Source organism: Allorhizobium pseudoryzae (assembly GCF_011046245.1).
In the GTDB taxonomy this organism is placed as follows: Bacteria; Pseudomonadota; Alphaproteobacteria; order Rhizobiales; family Rhizobiaceae; genus Neorhizobium; species Neorhizobium pseudoryzae.
Genome location: NZ_CP049244.1, coordinates 630596 through 647122, shown reverse-complemented (window position 1 = coordinate 647122; position 16527 = coordinate 630596). Strand labels below are relative to the sequence as shown.

Genomic DNA, 16527 nt, shown 5'->3' with positions numbered 1-16527 from the left:
GACTATTCCTCACCGTGCGGCAGGCTGCTTTCAAAAGCGTTGACGGATGTATGTGTTGCCTCACATGTCTCCTTTTGGTTGAAACAGGGTTTATTTTTGCTTTCCGATCCCGCATCTATTGTTCGATATATGCGAACGATCATTTGTCAAACTGGGATGTTTCGTTGACGATCCGATGTCTTATCTTGATCGCCAGCAGGACGCGCCATCTGCTGCGTCCAACCGTTCAGGGAGCGATACCATGACCCTCATCCACGAAAGCATGTCCCGCGGCCATACCAATACCGGCTGGCTCAACAGCTACCATACCTTTTCGTTCGGCGGTTTTCAGGACCCGACCCGCATGGGTTTTGCGGCTTTGCGCGTGATCAACGAGGATCGTATTGCCCCCGGCTCCGGCTTTTCCGAACACGGACACCAGGACATGGACATCCTGACCATGGTCCTCTCCGGCAAGCTGTTGCACAAGGACACGCTCGGCAATGTGGTGACCATCGCGCCGGGTGAGGCGCAGTTGATGTATGCGGGCACGGGCGTGCGCCATTCGGAGATGAACGCTTCCGCATCGGACGCGGCGCATTTCCTGCAGATCTGGCTGATCCCGGATCAACGCGGCGGCGCCCCGCGGTACCAGCAGGTCCGCCTGCCGGATATCGAGGCGAGCCGCAAATGGACGCTGATTGCCGCCGGTGCCGGCAGCGGTGCGCCGCTGGAGCTGACGTCGGATACCCGTCTTTTGATGGCGCATCCGCGGGAGGGCGACAGGCTGTCCATCCCGCGGCAGACGGGACGGCAGGTGTTCCTGCACATCGTCGAAGGTCTTGCGATGCTGGATGGCGAGCGTCTTGCCGGCGGTGACGGCATCCAGATGGGATCGGACGAACTTCCGAATCTCGAATGGATCACCGACGGCAAGGCCCTGCTGTTCGACATGCGGCGCTGACGCCGGAGGCCTCAGGCGGCGTATTTCTGGACGAAGGCATCCGCCTCCAGATCTCGGAAATCCTGCAGCGCCTCGAACAGGCGCTCGTGGCTCCAGTCCCACCAGGCGAGGCGCTCCATGCCTTCAGCGGTTTCGGCGGAGAAGCGTTCGCGAATCAGCCTCGCGGGCACGCCGCCGACGATCGTGTAGGGCGCGACATCCTTGGAGACGACGGCGCCGGCCCCGATGACGGCGCCGTTGCCGACGGAAACACCCGGCAGGAGCGTCGCGCCATGACCGATCCACACATCATGGCCGATGGTGACGCGGTGGTCGCGGCGCCAGGAAAAGAAGTCGTGGTCGTTCTCTGCGCCGTCAAAATAATCGGCGGCGCGGTAGGTGAAGTGGTGCAGCGTCGCCCGCCAGGTCGGATGATTGGTGGCGTTGATGCGCACGGCGGCGGCGATATTGGCGAATTTGCCGATGCTGGCGCACCAGACCGCCCCATCCTGCATGATGTAGGAATAGTCGCCCATCTCCACCTCGTCGAGGCGGCAGCGTTCGGAGACTTCCGTATAGATCCCGAGCGTGCTGTTCACGACCCGCGCAGTCTCATGGATGTAAGGCTCAAGGCCAAGCCTGCGGCTCATGCGGCAACCTTTCGCGGCGAAAACTGGGTAACGTCGAGGATGCGGTCGGCCACCGCTTCGCGCACTTCCTCGTCGTGGAAAATGCCGAGCATGGCGACGCCCGCCTCCTTCTTCTGGCGGATCATCTCCACCACCACAGCCCGATTGGTGGCATCGAGCGAGGCGGTCGGTTCGTCGAGCAGCAGCACCTTGTGATCGGTGATGAAACCGCGAGCGATGTTGACGCGCTGCTGTTCACCGCCGGAGAAGGTGGCCGGCGGCAGCTGCCACAGATCCTGCGGCAGGTTCAACTGGTGGAGGAGTTCACTCGCCCGCTCGCGGGCCTCGGTCTGTGGCACGCCACGGGCCAACAGCGGATCGGCCACCACATCGAGCGCCGAGACGCGCGGCACCGTGCGCAGGAACTGGCTGACATAGCCGAGGCTCTTGCGCCGTACTTCCAGCACGATCCGCGGATCGGCCGAGGCGACATCGACGATCTGCCCGTCGTGATCGATTAGGATCTGCCCGCTATCGACGGCATAATTGCCGTAGAGCATCTTGAGGATCGAGCTCTTGCCGACGCCGGACGGACCGCCGAGTACGACACATTCGCCGGCGGAGACCGAGAAGCTGACATTCGACACGACCGGCAGCATCAGCCCGCCGCGCAGGTGCATGATGAAGCTCTTGGCGACATCGGAAACGATGAGAGGGGTTGCCATGAGATGGGCCTCACACTTGCAGGATCGAAGAGACGAGAAGCTGGGTGTAGGGCTGGCGCGGATCGTCCAGCACCCGATCGGTCAGGCCGTGCTCGATCACATGACCGTCCTTCATCACCATCATCCGGTGCGACAGCAGGCGGGCGACGGCAAGGTCATGCGTCACGACGATGGCGGCGAGGCCGAGATCGTTGACGAGACCGCGCACCAGATCGAGAAGTCGCGCCTGGACGGACACATCGAGGCCGCCGGTCGGCTCGTCCATGAAGACGAGACGCGGCGAGGTGACGAGGTTGCGGGCGATCTGCAGCCTTTGCCGCATGCCACCGGAAAAGGCGCGCGGCTGGTCATCGATCCGGTCGGCGGCGATTTCCACCCGCTCCAGCCATTCGGTGGCGGTCTGTCGGATGCGTCCGTAGTGACGGTCGCCCACCGCCATTAGCCGCTCGCCGACGTTGGCGCCGGCAGAGACGGTCATGCGCAGGCCGTCGGCCGGGTTCTGGTGGACGAAACCCCAGTCGGTGCGCATCAGGAAACGCCGCTCGGCCTCCGACATCTGGTAGAGATTGCGGAATTCGCCGTCGCGCATGCGGTATTCGACGCTGCCGGTCGTCGGCATCAGCCGGGTGGAAAGGCAGTTGAGCAGCGTCGTTTTGCCGGACCCGCTTTCGCCGACAATCGCCAGCACTTCGCCCGGCCACAGATCGAAGGAAACGTCCTTGCAGCCGATACGGCTGCCGTAAAAGCGCGACAGGCTGCGGACCTTGAGAAGAGGGGTGTCGCTCATTCGGCGGCTTCCTTCTGATCGGGGGACATCTCGCCGGCATGGCCTTCGGCCCGACGCGTTTCGCAGTGATCGGTATCGGAGCAGACGAACATGCGTCCGCCCCGGTCATCAAGGATCACCTCGTCCAGATAAACATGGCGTGCGCCGCAGAGCGCGCAGGGTTTGTCGAAACTCTGCACCTCGAACGGATGGTCCTCGAAATCGAGGCTCACCACATCGGTGAATGGCGGCACGGCATAGATCCGCTTTTCGCGGCCGGCTCCGAACAGTTGCAGCGCTTCCGACTGGTGCATTTTCGGATTGTCGAATTTTGGCGTGGGCGACGGGTCCATGACGTAGCGGCCGGCCACCTTCACCGGATAGGCATAGGTCGTGGCGATGCGGCCATGGCGGGCAATATCTTCGTAAAGCTTCACATGCATCAGCCCGTATTCCTCCAGCGCATGCATCTGGCGGGTCTCGGTCTCGCGCGGCTCCAGGAAGCGCAAGGGTTCCGGGATCGGCACCTGATAGACCAGCACCTGGCCTTCGGTGAGCTTCGATTCCGGAATGCGGTGACGGGTCTGGATAATGGTGGCCTCGCCCGTCTGCGTGGTGACGGCGACATTGGCCACCTTCTGGAAGAAGGCGCGGATGGAGACCGCGTTTGTCGTGTCGTCGGCGCCCTGGTCGATCACCTTCAGAACATCCTGAGGGCCGATGATGGCGGCGGTAACCTGGACGCCGCCGGTGCCCCAGCCATAGGGCATCGGCATCTCGCGCGACGCGAAGGGCACCTGGTAGCCGGGAATGGCGATCGCCTTCAGGATCGCCCGGCGGATCATCCGTTTGGTCTGTTCATCGAGATAGGCAAAATTGTAGGTGGCGAGCTGTTGCATGGTGGCTTACCCTCTGCCCTGGCGCTGTTCGGGGAGGCGAGACATGGAAATGCTGGGAGTGTCGTTCCGCTTCGAGGCGGTCGTGTTTGTCGGCGTGTTTCTTGCGGTCGCCTTCGTCGTCTTCCTGACGCGAAGGACCGGGGGACGACGTGAGGCCTCGGGAGATGGCGGGGGCGTGTGGGATGGCGACGGCCATTGCGACGGGGACTGATCGCTCACTCTGCAGCCTCCTGTCGTTCGCCCGGTGCCCGAGCCGCCTGCTTGTCGCGCATGCGGCGCACCAGATCGAGTTCGGCCTGGAAGTCGACGTAATGCGGCAGCTTCAGGTGCTCGACGAAGCCGGTCGCCTGGACGTTGTCGCAATGGGAGATGACGAATTCCTCATCCTGAGCCGGCGCGACGACGTCCTCGCCGAATTCCTGCGTGCGCAGCGCCCGATCGACCAGCGACATCGACATGGCCTTGCGTTCGCTCTGGCCGAAGACCAGACCATAACCGCGGGTGAACTGCGGCGGTGCCTTGGCCGAGCCCTTGAACTGGTTGACCATCTGGCATTCCGTCACGCGGATCTCTCCGAGTGAAACGGCAAAGCCCAGACCCGGCACCTCGAATTCCACTTCGACGAGGCCCATGCGGATCTCTCCGACGAAGGGATGCGTGCGGCCATAACCGCGCTGGGTGGAGTAACCGAGCGCGAGAAGAAATCCCTCGTCGCCGCGTGCCAGCGCCTGCAGGCGAAGATCCCTCGGCATCGGAAATTCCATCGGCTCGCGCGTCAGGTCGCCGGCGACATGATCATCGGGCATCTCGCCATCCGGCTCGATCAGGCCTTCGCCGTCAAGAATTTCGGAGACCCGCATCACCGGGTCGAGACCCTCGTCGCGGCTTGCCGGCTGTTCGACGGTTGCTTCGCCGATGAGGGAGGGGTCAAGCAGCCGGTGGGTATAGTCGAAGGTCGGGCCCAGCAATTGTCCGCCCGGCAGGTCCTTATAGGTGGCGGAAACGCGTCGTTCGACCCGCATGCGCCCTGTTTCGATCGGCAGCGAACTGCCGAAGCGCGGCAGTGTCGTGCGATAGGCGCGCAGCAGGAAGATCGCCTCGATCATGTCGCCGCGCGCCTGCTTGACGGCAAGGGCGGCGAGCGATGTGTCATAAAGCGAGGCTTCCGCCATGACACGATCGACGGCGAGACCGAGCTGCTGGATAAGCTGTTCGATGGTGAGGCTCGGCACCGAGCGATGCCCGCGCCGGCGATCGGCCAGCAGGCGGTGGGCATTGGCAATGGCGGCTTCTCCGCCCTTGACGGCGACATACATAAATCAGGCCTCCAATGGGGTGATCTTGGTGGTGCGCGGCAGGCAGAGAAGCTCGCGCCCGGCCGTCAGCACCGCATCGATGCCGCGCGGGAAGAGCGCCCGGTTGCCGATCCACTGGTGCAAAAAGGGCTCCGGCAGGCCCATCGGCGCAATGGTCGCAACGTCACGAATGCCAGGTCCCGTCAGGTTCAAGGGCCGTCCGCCGCTGAGCGCGGTCACTTCGATGACGAGCGTCGTGGAGCGATCCGGGTATTCCTGGCTGCCGGCGGCAAACAGGCTGAAGGGCGGCATGGCGGCGCCGGCCTCCAGAAACGCAAATCGGGCCTCCGCCTTTTCCCGGGTCAGCGGGGCACCACAATGGAAGGACAGCCAGGCCGTTGTGCCGGACTTCGTCAGGTCCGGTGACAGCCAGACGGGGGTGTCGTTGTCGCACAATGTCAGCATCACCGCCCCGGCGGCAATACCGAGCGGTGCAGGCGGGGCGACGGTCGGCGCGACGCTGCCGAGGGTGCCGGGGCGTGCCATGCAATCCATCAGGGTGCGAAACACCGACTGGCTGTTCAGCACGGCATCCGGAAAGCCGCCGGCAAGGTTCTGGGTCTTGCTGTGCATCAGTCTTCTCCGCGGACCATTGTGAAAAAATCAACCTTCGTGGCTGCCGTCTCATGGGCAAGACGCGCCGCCTCTTCGGCCTGCCGTTCTTCCGCCGGAACCAGCAACAGCCGTTCGACCCGATCCTGCTGGGCCGGAAGCTGCCAGAGCGCAGCGAAGACGGCACTCCATTCGGCGGCCACTTTGTCCGTGCCGAGCCGGTAGCCATGGCCGACGGTTCCTTCCGTCAGCTGAATGGTCGCGCGGCTGACGGTCGCCTCGCCAAGGTTGAACGGCGAACCGCCGCCGCCCATCCGGCCGCGCACCAACACGAGCCCCGTCTCCGGTTCACGCAGCCGCGCAAATGTAGGCTTTGGTTCAATCTTGTCCCAAGCGGCCCGCATCTCGTCCGCACTGCAGCGGGCAAGCAGGTCCATCACGCGTTTTCTCGGGTCTGCCGGAGGGGCGGGCTCTGCAAGGCTCATCACAACACCGTTCGATAATGTCTATTTATGTAGACAACCATACAATTTACTGTATGTGTAATCGCAGGGCATGACAAGGGTGTGACAGGGCAGGCAATGATGCAGCGGCAGAAGGGTGTCGCCATGTGGCGGCAGATTGCGGACAGGATCCGGGCCAGCATTGCGGCGGGAGAGTATGACGAGACCGGCAAGGTGCCGCCAGAAACCCAGCTGGCGGAGATTTTTTGCGTCAATCGGCACACCGTCCGGGCGGCGCTCTCCGCATTGGCCCAGGAAGGTATCGTCCGGGCGGAACAGGGGCGCGGCACGCTGATCAAGCGGCGCGACAAATTCCACTTTCCCATCAGCCGCCGCACCCGCTTCACCCAAGGCATCGGCGATCAGGCGCGCGACCTTGCCGGCCGGCTGCTGGCTTCCGAGATCGAACCGGCCGGAGCCGAGGTGGCGCGCTGGCTGAAGATCGACCCCGGCAGCCTCGTCCGACGCCTGGAATCGGTGAGAAGCGCCGATGGCCGCGCCCTCTCGCGCGGAACCTCCTGGTTTCCGGCCGATCGTTTCGCCGGTATCGAAGATGCGTTCGGACGCACGCAATCGATCACGCTGGCGCTGCAGGCCTGCGGCGTGCCGGACTATCTGCGCGACGTGACCGAGATTTCCGCCGTCCACGCCGAACCGGATGACGTCACCGAACTCGGCCTGACGCCGGGGGCGATCGTTCTCGTCACGCGGGCGCTGAACACCGATCTGGACGGCTTGCCAATCCAGTATTCCATCACCCGCTTCCCGGCGGACCGGGTGCAGTTCACGATCCGCAATTGACCGGCGGTAGGCTGGAGACCGGAGGACGGCCTCAGAACCTGAACTCCAGATGTGCGGATAGGGTATGACCCACCACGGCCTCGCTGATATCGGCATGGTAGCTCACCGTGCCTTCGAAAGGCGAACTTTCCTGCGTCAGCAGCAGTTCCGCGCCGATCCGGAAGCGGTTGCGACCGGCATCGACAGTACTCTCGATCGATGAGCCGAGGAGTTCGACGGAGCGGTCGATGTCACCAAAGCGTCGTCCATAAGAGACATCGAGGGACGGCGTCAGTGCCATGTTCTGCACCGCGAGATCCGTCATGCTCAGTTTGATGCCAACACCCAGTTCCGCCTGATTGGCGATTTCGGATCCATCCTTGAGGCCCAGGAGCCCGGTTCCGCTCTCGTTGATGGCGCCCAGCCGATAGTGGGCGGCGCGACCATAGAGATAGGGCGAAGCCCTGAGCCCGTCGTGTCTGACGGTAACGCCTGCGCGCATCATGGCCCACAACGCCCGGTCGTCCTGGTCGTTCGTGATATTCAGGCCGGCATTGCCGAGCACGGTCCCGGCCATGCCGGGCACGGTCTTCCGCTGCATGCTCGTGTTGAAGACGCTTGCTCCGAGCGTTGCATCGGCGAAGAGACCCTCGCCTTCGAAAGAAACGGAGGGAGCGACATGGTAGGACGAATCGTCCGTCCGATTGCCGTTATCACCCTTGAATGTGGAACGACTATATCCAAAGGCCAAACCGAGGGACCATCGGTCATCCAGCGCATAGTCCACCCCGCCGACGAACCCGCCCATCGTGTAGCGCCCGGACAGTCCCGCACTGCCGAGCGAAAGATCGGCCTTGGAGCCCAAAGGCGTGAACCAGAAGCCGGAGCGGTCAGGCGCATCGAGCGTCGAGCGTCCTTCCACGGCGTCACCGACGCGGTCGAGCGTCATGCCGTGCGACCAGAGGGACTGGGCGTAGAGGGCGCCTGCCTCCGGCGATTGGGTGGCGACCATGTTGCCAACATTCAGCAGGCCCCAGCCATAGACGTCGTCGAGGCCGGCCGCGCCGATATCCGTCGAGGTCTGGAACACCAGCTGGGCCAGCTGCTGGTATGAGGCATTGGGATAAAGCTGCCTGGCGATCGCCAGCGCACCGGTGACATGCGGTGCGGCCATGGAGGTTCCGGCGAGACCGGCATAGGTTCCATCGAGGAAGGTGGATTCGATAAACCCTGCGGCGCCGGCATTGTCATCCCCGCCGGGTGCGGCGACGCAATAAGCCTTCACCCCGCCGCCGCAGGCCTGTGAATAGCTGGCAAGCCGACCTTCCGAGTTGACGGCAACGACCGTCATCCAGCCGGGGGTGAGTTCCGGAAAATAGAGCGGGTAGAAACTCTGCACCGACGGATAGCCGAAACCATCATTCCCCGCGGCAAAGACCATCACCCCGCCCGATTGGACGAGCTGCCGGTAGAGGGCGATTTCGGGCGCCGTTTCAGGGTCGGTGATGTAGCCGGCATAGTCCGCGATCGGACCGGAATAGCCGAAGGAGGCGTTGAAAATGCGAACGCCTTGATCGAGCCCATAGCGGAGCGTCTTCTGAAGAGCGGTGGCATAGGCTTCATCGGAGGCAAAGGTGATCCGCAAGGGGACGATCTCCGCGCCCGATGCTACGCCCACCACGCCTTGGCCATCGCGATTGGCCGCGATGATGCCGGCCACGTGGGTGCCATGGCCCTCCACATCTGTCAGGCCTTCGCCCGTGCCATCGATGCCAAGCCCACGGTAACGTCCCACCAGTTCGGGATGCAGTGCGCTTCCCACCTGCAGTCCGCTGTCCGTGATGCCAACGAGGACATTCTTTCCGTCCAGGCCCTTTTCAAGCGCCTTGTCGATACCGATCATCTTGAGGCCCCACTGGTTGTCGAACTCCCGTTGGAAATCCTGGGCGAGGGCGCTGGAGCAAAGCACGAGACTGAAGGCGGAACTGGCAAGAATGCGGCGATGCGTCGGTTTCATATGGGTCTTTCAAAGGGTAACGACATGGTGTGGCGAGGCGGACGAAATGCCTGCGGTTCGCGCAGCGCGAACCGCAGGCATTCCTTTCCCATCCCCAGACAAATCTACCAGCGAGCACCGGATCGCCGTTATTCCCGCCGTCTCACACCCGGTGCAAAAACGGCCACTTCTTGTCCTGGCGTCTCAGATCGACATTTGGGGGGGCGGGAGAGCCGCAGGTGCTCGTCTTGATGCGGATCAATGCGATGGGCACTCTGCCAGGCAGAACTGAAGGTAATCCGCAGGAGGCTGTCCCCGTGTTGCCGTGTTGGCCGCCGATGGCCCGTCACAGGCGTCACTTTGACCGCTGCCTGATCACGCCAAGAGGAGCAAGCCCTTGACCATCGCGCATCCGCACGGTCTCGATCCAGATGCCTGCCTCACCGCCCTTAATGCCACGCCGGACGGCCTGTCGCATGAAGAGGCGGCGCGCCGCAGAGGCATTCACGGGCCGAACCGTCTGCCGGAGCCGGAAAAATCCAGTGCCGTGATGCGCTTCCTGAAGCAGTTCCACAATGTGCTGATCTACGTCCTTTTGGGCGCGGCGCTGGTGACCGCGCTGCTCCAGCACTGGGTGGATACCGGCGTCATCCTCACCGTCGTCATCGTCAATGCGATCATCGGATACCTGCAGGAGGGAAAGGCCGAAGCGGCGATGGCCGCCATCCGCAACATGCTGGCACCCCGGGCCGCCGTGTTGCGGCAGGGGCGCCGCCAGAACATTGATGGCGCTGACCTCGTACCCGGCGACATCGTGCTTCTGGAGGCCGGCGACAAGGTGCCGGCGGATCTTCGCCTGCTGCAGTCTTATGGCCTGTCCGCGCAGGAGGCGATCCTGACGGGTGAATCCGTGCCGGTCGGCAAGGCGGTGCATCCGGTGGCGGCCGATGCGCCGCTGGCAGATCGTCGCTCCATGCTCTGGTCGGGCACGCTGGTCACGCAAGGGACGGCCAAGGGGCTGGTGACGGCAACCGGCAGCGCCACCGAAATCGGCCGCATTGGCGGGCTGCTGTCAAAGGTGGAGCAGCTGACCACGCCGCTCGTCGAGCAGATGGATCATTTCGCCCGCTGGCTGTCCTTCCTCATCCTTCTCGTGTCGGCTCTGCTTCTTGCCTATGCCTATTTCCTCGGCCACCGGGATTTCAACGAGGTCTTTCTGGTGGTCGTCGGGGTTGCGGTCGCCGCCATTCCCGAAGGCCTGCCGGCGGTGATGACCATTACACTTGCGATCGGCGTTCAGGCGATGGCCGGGCGCAATGCCATCGTCCGGCACCTGCCGGCGATCGAGGCGATCGGTTCGGTCTCCGTCATCTGCACGGACAAGACCGGCACGCTCACCCGCAACGAGATGGTGGTGGCGGCCGCCGAGACGCCCGCCGGCCGCTTCGAAATCCGGGGTGAAGGTTATGCGCCGCAGGGCTCTCTTCATCCCGCCGGCGACCTTTCGTCCCTCGGTAGGGCGGCAGCCCTGTGCAACGACGCGGCGCTCATTCAGCGCGACGGCCACTGGAGCGTTGAAGGCGATCCGATGGAAGGAGCGCTTCTGGCGTTCGCAAGCAAGGCAGCCGGAGGCGAACACGGCGCGGAAGAACGGCTGGACACCATCCCTTTCGATCCGCGCCATCGGTTCATGGCGGTTCTGATCGGTGCTTCGAACGGGGGGCATGTCTTGGTGAAAGGCGCGCCGGAGCGGGTGCTCGCCATGTGCACCGGCATCGATCCCGTCTTCTGGCACGGTCGTGCGGACGAAATGGCAAAGCGGGGCCTTCGGGTTCTGGCGCTGGCGGAAAAACAGATAGAAGGGCACAAGCTCGATCATGACGCGGTGACAGCAGGCCTCTCCTTCCTCGGCCTAGTCGGTCTGATCGATCCTCCGCGTGCCGAAGCCATCGCGGCCGTGGCCGAGTGCCGGGCAGCGGGCATCCGCGTCAAGATGATCACCGGTGATCATGCCGGCACGGCAGCGGCCATTGCTTCCCAGATCGGCCTCGAGAACGCCCAGCGTGTCCTTACCGGCGCCGATCTCGACCGTCTCGACGATGCGCAGCTGTCCAACGAGGTGGTGGATGTGGACATTTTTGCCCGCACCAGCCCGGAGCACAAGCTGCGGCTGGTCACGGCGCTGCAGGCGCGGGGGTTGACGGTTGCCATGACCGGCGACGGTGTCAACGATGCGCCGGCCCTGAAGCGCGCCGATGTCGGCGTTGCCATGGGGCTGAAAGGCTCGGAAGCCGCCAAGGAAGCCGCGGATCTGGTGCTGACGGATGACAATTTTGCCAGCATCGCCGCTGCCGTTCGCCAGGGCCGCACCGTCTATGACAATCTGCAGAAGGTGATCAGCTGGACACTGCCGACCAATGCGGGGGAAGCCTTCGTCGTGGTTCTGGCGCTGCTCGCCGGCCTCGCACTTCCCGTGACAGCGGTCCAGATCCTGTGGATCAACCTCATTACGGCGGTGACGCTTGGTCTTGCCCTTGCCTTCGAACCGACCGAGGCGGAAACGATGAGCCGCCCGCCGCGGCCACGGTCTGCACCGCTGCTCACGGGCACGCTGGTCTGGCATGTGCTTCTCGTCGGCGTACTGTTCCTCGCCGCCGTCTTCGGTATCCTGCAGTATGCGCTCGATCGCGGTTACCCGCTGGATCTTGCCCAGACCATGGCGATGAATACGATCGTCGTGCTGGAAATTGCCCAGCTGTTCTTCATCCGCAACATTCACACGACCTCGCTCACCTTTGCCGCGATCCGCGGCACACGGGTGGTGTGGATCGTCATCGCGACGGTCACGATCGCACAGTTTTCGGTCACCTATGTACCCGCCTTGCAAGCCGTGTTCGGCACGCAGGCGGTGCCGTTTGCCGATGGTCTGCTGATCCTGGCCGCAGGCGTGGTCTTCTTTGCCGTGATCGAACTGGAAAAGCAGATCAGGCTCGGATTGCGAAAGGCGGCAGCCAGACCTCACGGCTGAACGCTGCGGGTTGTCATCGAAGTTTCTCAAAAGCGTCGTCTGTCTGTCACGAGCCGGCCCCATGAGGCGTTCCGATAAAGGAGCGCCGCATGTCACCACAATCTCTCGATCTCACCGGTATCGGCAAAGGCTTCGGCGCGGATGACGTGTTGAAAACCATCGATCTCTCCGTGCGTCCGGGCGAGTTTCTGTCCCTCGTCGGCATGTCCGGCTGCGGCAAGTCAACGCTTCTGCGCATCATTGCCGGGCTGGAACGGCCCGATCGCGGCCGGGTGTCGATTGGCGGCACAGATGTGACGGATGTCGATCCGAGCGACCGGAACCTGGCGATGGTCTTCCAGTCCTACGCGCTTTATCCGCACATGAGCGTGCGCCAGAACATCGCGACCCCGCTTCGCATGCGCCGGCTGTCGCTGGCTGCCCGCTTGGCGCTCGTCGGGCGGATGGCCTCGTCATCCGAGGTACTCCGGGAGATCGAGGCGAGCGTGATGCAGGCGGCGGAAACGCTGCAGATCGCCCATCTTCTGGATCGCAAGCCCGCCCAGCTTTCCGGCGGCCAACGCCAGCGCGTGGCGCTTGCCCGGGCGCTCGTGCGCTCGCCTGCCGCCTTCCTGATGGACGAGCCGCTCTCCAATCTCGATGCCAAGCTACGCGCCCATATGCGCGACGAACTGGCAGCCCTGCATCGGCGCCTCGGGGCCACCTTCATCTATGTCACGCATGATCAGGTCGAGGCGATGACGATGTCGGACCGCATCGCACTGATGAGCGAAGGGCGGATCGAACAGCTGGGCACCCCGGACGAATTGTATGGTCAGCCGGCGACGCTGACGGTGGCCCGCTTCATCGGCACGCCCTCGATCAATCTCCTGCCGGTCGAGATCGGCGCTGATGGCGGCGTGTCCCTTCTCGGCAAGCCGCTAGGCCTGCAGGTGCCGGCTCGTCATGCGGGTCCCGCCACGCTTGGCCTGCGCGCCGAGGATCTGACGATCAGCGGTGAAGGCCTGCCGCTGCGGGTGTTCCGGACCGAAATGCATGGGGCCGATCGCTTCGTGCACGGGCATCTTCTGGCGGATGAGCGCCAGGTGCAGACGCTCAGGCTTCCGGCGGGCGAACAGCTTGCCGCCGATGCCGATGGCGTGATCCGCGTTTCCTTTGCGAGCGACCGGGCGCATCTCTTCGGGGCAGATGAGGCACGGATCGCCACCTCGCTGACAGAGAGGGCAGCGGCATGACGGTCGCCCTGGACATGGACGCCCCCGTCGAGGTTACGCATACCCGGCGGTCCAGCACCGAACGGCGTATGATGTGGCGCGCGCTCGTCTTCGTCGCGCCGGCCTGCCTGCTGCTGGCGGCGATCTATATCATCCCGATCCTGGTGCTGGCGGTCTTTTCCGTCACCGACTACCAACTGGGCGCGCTGTCGATCCGCTTCATCGGCCTCGACAACTTTGCCCACGCCTTCAGCGATCCGGTCTTCCTGCGCTCGCTGAAGAACACCGTGATCTATGCCGTCATCGTCATTCCGCTCGGCGTGTTCCTGGCGCTCGGCGTGGCGCTTCTGGTCTATGGCCGCAAGCGCAGCCGTGGCTTCTGGGAGGCGGCCTATTTCCTGCCGGTCACCGCCACGCTGGTGGCGATGGTGACCGTCTGGCAGTTCCTGCTGCATCCGTCGATCGGTCCGGTGAACGCCGCCATCAAGTGGTTCGGTTTCGAGCCGGTCTCCTTCCTGTCTAATCCTGTCCTCCTGATCCCCACCATGGCGATGATCGGCGTGTGGCAGGTGCTGGGTTTCAACATGGTGCTGTTCCTCGCCGGCCTGACGGCGATCCCGAAGGATCTATACGAGGCGGCCCGCCTGGATGGCGCGAAGAACCCGATCGACCGCTTCCTGACCGTGACCTGGCCAATGCTGGGGCCGACGACGCTCTTCGTCGTTGTCACCACCTCCATCTCCGCCTTCAAGGTCTTCGAGACGGTGGCGGTGCTGACCAAGGGGCGGTTCGGCTCGGAAACCCTGCTCTTCGATCTCTATCTCGAAGGTTTCGAATACTCGAACACCGGTTATGCCGCGGCCCTCACGCTGATCTTCCTCGTCATCATCCTGATCCTGTCGATCGGCCAGACCGTCCATCTTGACCGGAAGGTGCACTACTGATGGCTCGCTTTCGCGCTTTCCTGCCGAACCTCGTGCTGGCCGCCGGCGCCTTCGTGGTGCTGCTGCCCTTCTACTGGATGTTTTTGACCTCCATCCGCTCACCGGCGGAAATCTTCGACGTGTCGCTCTGGCCGATACCGAAGGCTTTTGATGCGGCGGAAAATTATGCCCGTGCCGCCAATCAGGTGCCGATGGCGCGCTTCATGCTGAACGGCGTGATCGTCTGCGTCGGCATCCTGATCGTGCAGGTGCTGACAGCGGTGCCGGCTGCCTATGCTCTGGCAAAGCTGAAATTCCCTGGCCGCAAGCTGCTGCTGACCCTGGTGATCGCCGCGCTCTGCGTGCCGATCCAGGCGCTGGCGCTGCCGCTGTTCGTCGGGCTTGCCAAGCTTGAACTTCTCAACACCTATTTTGCGATGATGGCGCCGTTCTTTCTCTCGGTCTTTGCCATCTTCCTCTTCCACCAGTCCTTCCGCAGCTACCCGGACGAGATCATCGAGGCGGCGCGCATGGACGGCTTTTCCGAGATGGAGATCTGCTGGGGGCTGGTGTTGCGCGGCTCCTTGCCTTCGCTGGCCGCCTTTTCGGTCTTCTCGGTCGTCGCCCACTGGAACGATCTCTACTGGCCGATGATCGTTGTCACCGACATCAACCTCGCGCCGCCGCCGCTCGGCATGCTGTTCTTCTCAGATGTCGAATCCGGCGCGAACTACGGCGCGCTGATGGCCGGTGCCGCCCTCATCACCGCGCCCATGCTCGTCTGTTTCCTGCTCGCCCGTCGTCACTTCATCGCCGGCATCACCATGACCGGCGTCAAGTAAACCTTTCCACCCCCTCCCAAGACCCCTGGAGATGACCCATGAAACTCAACCGACGCACCCTGATGAGCGGCCTGATGGCCTCTCTCGCCTTTGCCGGCGTAACCAAGCCCGTTCTGGCGGACGAGATCACGCTGAACGTGCTCTACAACCTGCCGGGCTTCACCAAATTCCATCAGCCGCTCGCCGATGAATTCATGAAGAACAACCCGGGCATCAATATCAGCTTCCTGGCGCCCGCCGCCGGTTATAACGAAGGCCAGCAGCAGGTGCTGCGCGCGGCTGTCACCGGCAGTCTGCCGGACGTTTATTTCTCCGGATACAACCTGACGGCAGAGCTGGTGCACACGCTCGCACCGCGCCAGCAGATCACGGATCTGACGCCGTTAATCGAGGCCGAAGGCGGCAAGGCCTTCCTCGACAAGAACTATTCGCCGAAGATGGCCGCACTCGGTCAGATCGATGGCAAGCAGTACGGCCTGCCGGTCAATGCCTCCTCGCCGATCATGTATATCAATGCCGATCTGGTGAAGAAGGCCGGCGGTGACCCGGACAACATGCCGAAGACCTTTGGCGGCCTCATCGAGCTTGCCAAAAAGATCCACGCCCTTGATCCGAAGATCGCCGGCATGGGTTATGACATCAACGGCTGGCCGGATGACTGGCTGTGGCAGGCGCTGATCTTCCAGCAGGGCGGCAAGCTGGTGGATCCCGCCACCAAGACCGTTGCCTTCAACAACGAGATCGGCCTCAACGCTCTGAAGCTGACGCGCCAGTTCGTCACCGAAGGTGGCCAGAACCTGCTCGATTGGGACCAGTCGCGCCAGCAATTCGGCGCCGGCCTCACCGGCTTCATCTTCTCGACGCCAGCCCATGTGCAGACCATCGAAGGTCTCGTCGGCAACCGCTTCCCGTTGAAGACGGCAACCTTCCCGCTGGAAGACAAGGAAAACGGCGGCGTGCCGACCGGCGGCAATTCCGCCGTCATCCTGACGCAGGACAAGGCCAAGCAGGATGCTGCCTGGAAGTATCTGAAGTGGATCACCGGTCCGGAAGCGCAGAACACCATCGTCCGCATCACCGGCTACCTGCCGACCAACAAGCTCGCCACCGGCCCGAACTATCTCGAGCCCTACTACGTCGAGCATCCGAATGTGAAGACCGCCTCGCTGCAGGCTGACCGTTCGCTTCCCTGGGCCGGGTATCCGGGTGGTGATTCTGTTCGCATCTGGCGCACCCAGCGCGACATCATTGGCACCGTCATGCGCGGCGAAGTTTCGCCGGAAGCCGGTCTGAAGCAGATCGTCGAGCAGACCAACGCCCTGATGAAATAAGCCAAGCCTTGCCAGGCTTGTTGTTGCGGGGCCCTCGCGGCCCCGCACTCTTATTGGACGAA

16 protein-coding genes are annotated in these 16527 nt (G+C 63.4%); 8 read left to right on the top strand and 8 right to left on the bottom strand.

Features of this window, described 5'->3' with window-relative positions; genetic code table 11:
• The first annotated feature begins 241 nt into the window (after window positions 1-241).
• Window positions 242-943: a pirin family protein gene (locus G6N78_RS21890; RefSeq protein WP_234906008.1), complete on the top strand. Its 702-nt coding sequence runs from the start codon at window positions 242-244 to the stop codon at window positions 941-943.
• 11 nt (window positions 944-954) lie between these two features.
• Here the strand turns inward: G6N78_RS21890 and G6N78_RS21885 are convergent, their stop codons facing one another.
• From G6N78_RS21885 to G6N78_RS21870, 4 genes are read right to left on the bottom strand one after another with little or no spacing between them, the layout of a single operon-like run.
• The gene (locus G6N78_RS21885; RefSeq protein WP_165223876.1) at window positions 955-1572 is read right to left on the bottom strand and encodes a DapH/DapD/GlmU-related protein; all 618 of its coding nucleotides are present in this window, start codon (window positions 1570-1572) and stop codon (window positions 955-957) included.
• Window positions 1569-2276, bottom strand: a complete 708-nt coding sequence (gene phnL / locus G6N78_RS21880; protein WP_165223873.1) for a phosphonate C-P lyase system protein PhnL — start codon at window positions 2274-2276, stop codon at window positions 1569-1571. The genes G6N78_RS21885 and phnL overlap by 4 nt, the downstream gene beginning before the upstream one ends.
• A gap of 10 nt (window positions 2277-2286) precedes the next feature.
• Window positions 2287-3063, bottom strand: coding sequence for a phosphonate C-P lyase system protein PhnK (phnK, locus tag G6N78_RS21875; RefSeq protein ID WP_165223870.1), 777 nt, complete (start codon window positions 3061-3063; stop codon window positions 2287-2289).
• Entirely contained in the window at window positions 3060-3941 is an 882-nt protein-coding gene (locus G6N78_RS21870) for an alpha-D-ribose 1-methylphosphonate 5-phosphate C-P-lyase PhnJ (RefSeq protein WP_165223867.1), read from the bottom strand. Before G6N78_RS21870 ends, phnK begins: the two co-directional genes overlap by 4 nt.
• A 43-nt stretch (window positions 3942-3984) precedes the next feature.
• On the opposite strand from G6N78_RS21870, the gene G6N78_RS21865 reads away from it, so the two are divergent.
• A complete protein-coding gene (locus G6N78_RS21865; protein ID WP_165223864.1) occupies window positions 3985-4152 on the top strand; it encodes a hypothetical protein in 168 nt (55 codons plus the stop codon).
• Window positions 4153-4156: 4 nt separating this feature from the next.
• Here G6N78_RS21865 and G6N78_RS21860 read toward each other — a convergent pair whose 3' ends face one another.
• Genes G6N78_RS21860 through phnG form a run of 3 tightly spaced genes read right to left on the bottom strand, consistent with a single transcriptional unit; the run spans window position 4157 to window position 6333 of the window.
• A complete protein-coding gene (locus G6N78_RS21860; RefSeq protein ID WP_165223861.1) occupies window positions 4157-5257 on the bottom strand; it encodes a carbon-phosphorus lyase complex subunit in 1101 nt (366 codons plus the stop codon).
• Between the two features lie 3 nt (window positions 5258-5260).
• Window positions 5261-5869, bottom strand: coding sequence for a phosphonate C-P lyase system protein PhnH (gene phnH, locus G6N78_RS21855; protein ID WP_165223858.1), 609 nt, complete (start codon window positions 5867-5869; stop codon window positions 5261-5263).
• Window positions 5869-6333: a phosphonate C-P lyase system protein PhnG gene (phnG, locus tag G6N78_RS21850; RefSeq protein WP_165223855.1), complete on the bottom strand. Its 465-nt coding sequence runs from the start codon at window positions 6331-6333 to the stop codon at window positions 5869-5871. Before phnG ends, phnH begins: the two co-directional genes overlap by 1 nt.
• 81 nt (window positions 6334-6414) lie before the next feature.
• Between phnG and phnF the strand changes: the two genes are divergently transcribed.
• A complete protein-coding gene (phnF, locus tag G6N78_RS21845) occupies window positions 6415-7152 on the top strand; it encodes a phosphonate metabolism transcriptional regulator PhnF (RefSeq protein WP_165223852.1) in 738 nt (245 codons plus the stop codon).
• Window positions 7153-7183: 31 nt separating this feature from the next.
• On the opposite strand, the gene G6N78_RS21840 is transcribed toward phnF, so the two are convergent.
• A complete protein-coding gene (locus tag G6N78_RS21840; RefSeq protein WP_165223849.1) occupies window positions 7184-9148 on the bottom strand; it encodes a S8 family peptidase in 1965 nt (654 codons plus the stop codon).
• Window positions 9149-9524: 376 nt separating this feature from the next.
• On the opposite strand from G6N78_RS21840, the gene G6N78_RS21835 reads away from it, so the two are divergent.
• The 5 genes from G6N78_RS21835 (at window position 9525) to G6N78_RS21815 (ending at window position 16465) form a co-directional block, all read left to right on the top strand.
• On the top strand, window positions 9525-12155 hold the full coding sequence (locus G6N78_RS21835) for an HAD-IC family P-type ATPase (RefSeq protein ID WP_165223846.1): 2631 nt from the start codon (window positions 9525-9527) through the stop codon (window positions 12153-12155).
• Window positions 12156-12244: 89 nt separating this feature from the next.
• Window positions 12245-13390 carry an ABC transporter ATP-binding protein gene (locus G6N78_RS21830; RefSeq protein WP_165223842.1) on the top strand — a complete coding sequence of 382 codons (1146 nt, stop codon included), beginning with the start codon at window positions 12245-12247 and terminating at the stop codon, window positions 13388-13390.
• Complete coding sequence (locus G6N78_RS21825; RefSeq protein ID WP_165223839.1) at window positions 13387-14313, top strand: carbohydrate ABC transporter permease; 927 nt, start codon at window positions 13387-13389, stop codon at window positions 14311-14313. The genes G6N78_RS21830 and G6N78_RS21825 overlap by 4 nt, the downstream gene beginning before the upstream one ends.
• Complete coding sequence (locus G6N78_RS21820; RefSeq protein WP_165223836.1) at window positions 14313-15134, top strand: carbohydrate ABC transporter permease; 822 nt, start codon at window positions 14313-14315, stop codon at window positions 15132-15134. Before G6N78_RS21825 ends, G6N78_RS21820 begins: the two co-directional genes overlap by 1 nt.
• 38 nt (window positions 15135-15172) lie before the next feature.
• A complete protein-coding gene (locus G6N78_RS21815; protein WP_165223833.1) occupies window positions 15173-16465 on the top strand; it encodes an ABC transporter substrate-binding protein in 1293 nt (430 codons plus the stop codon).
• Window positions 16466-16527 lie beyond the last annotated feature (62 nt).

What these genes read in the sequence shown, in the direction of transcription:
- G6N78_RS21890 (WP_234906008.1), top strand. Translation starts at nt 242, where the DNA reads ATGACCCTCATCCACGAAAGCATGTCCCGCGGCCATACCAATACCGGC.
- G6N78_RS21840 (WP_165223849.1), bottom strand. Translation starts at nt 9,148, where the DNA reads ATGAAACCGACGCATCGCCGCATTCTTGCCAGTTCCGCCTTCAGTCTC.
- G6N78_RS21830 (WP_165223842.1), top strand. Translation starts at nt 12,245, where the DNA reads ATGTCACCACAATCTCTCGATCTCACCGGTATCGGCAAAGGCTTCGGC.
- phnH (WP_165223858.1), bottom strand. Translation starts at nt 5,869, where the DNA reads ATGCACAGCAAGACCCAGAACCTTGCCGGCGGCTTTCCGGATGCCGTG.
- G6N78_RS21815 (WP_165223833.1), top strand. Translation starts at nt 15,173, where the DNA reads ATGAAACTCAACCGACGCACCCTGATGAGCGGCCTGATGGCCTCTCTC.
- G6N78_RS21865 (WP_165223864.1), top strand. Translation starts at nt 3,985, where the DNA reads ATGGAAATGCTGGGAGTGTCGTTCCGCTTCGAGGCGGTCGTGTTTGTC.
- phnK (WP_165223870.1), bottom strand. Translation starts at nt 3,063, where the DNA reads ATGAGCGACACCCCTCTTCTCAAGGTCCGCAGCCTGTCGCGCTTTTAC.
- phnL (WP_165223873.1), bottom strand. Translation starts at nt 2,276, where the DNA reads ATGGCAACCCCTCTCATCGTTTCCGATGTCGCCAAGAGCTTCATCATG.
- phnG (WP_165223855.1), bottom strand. Translation starts at nt 6,333, where the DNA reads ATGAGCCTTGCAGAGCCCGCCCCTCCGGCAGACCCGAGAAAACGCGTG.
- G6N78_RS21860 (WP_165223861.1), bottom strand. Translation starts at nt 5,257, where the DNA reads ATGTATGTCGCCGTCAAGGGCGGAGAAGCCGCCATTGCCAATGCCCAC.
- G6N78_RS21825 (WP_165223839.1), top strand. Translation starts at nt 13,387, where the DNA reads ATGACGGTCGCCCTGGACATGGACGCCCCCGTCGAGGTTACGCATACC.
- G6N78_RS21885 (WP_165223876.1), bottom strand. Translation starts at nt 1,572, where the DNA reads ATGAGCCGCAGGCTTGGCCTTGAGCCTTACATCCATGAGACTGCGCGG.
- G6N78_RS21820 (WP_165223836.1), top strand. Translation starts at nt 14,313, where the DNA reads ATGGCTCGCTTTCGCGCTTTCCTGCCGAACCTCGTGCTGGCCGCCGGC.
- G6N78_RS21870 (WP_165223867.1), bottom strand. Translation starts at nt 3,941, where the DNA reads ATGCAACAGCTCGCCACCTACAATTTTGCCTATCTCGATGAACAGACC.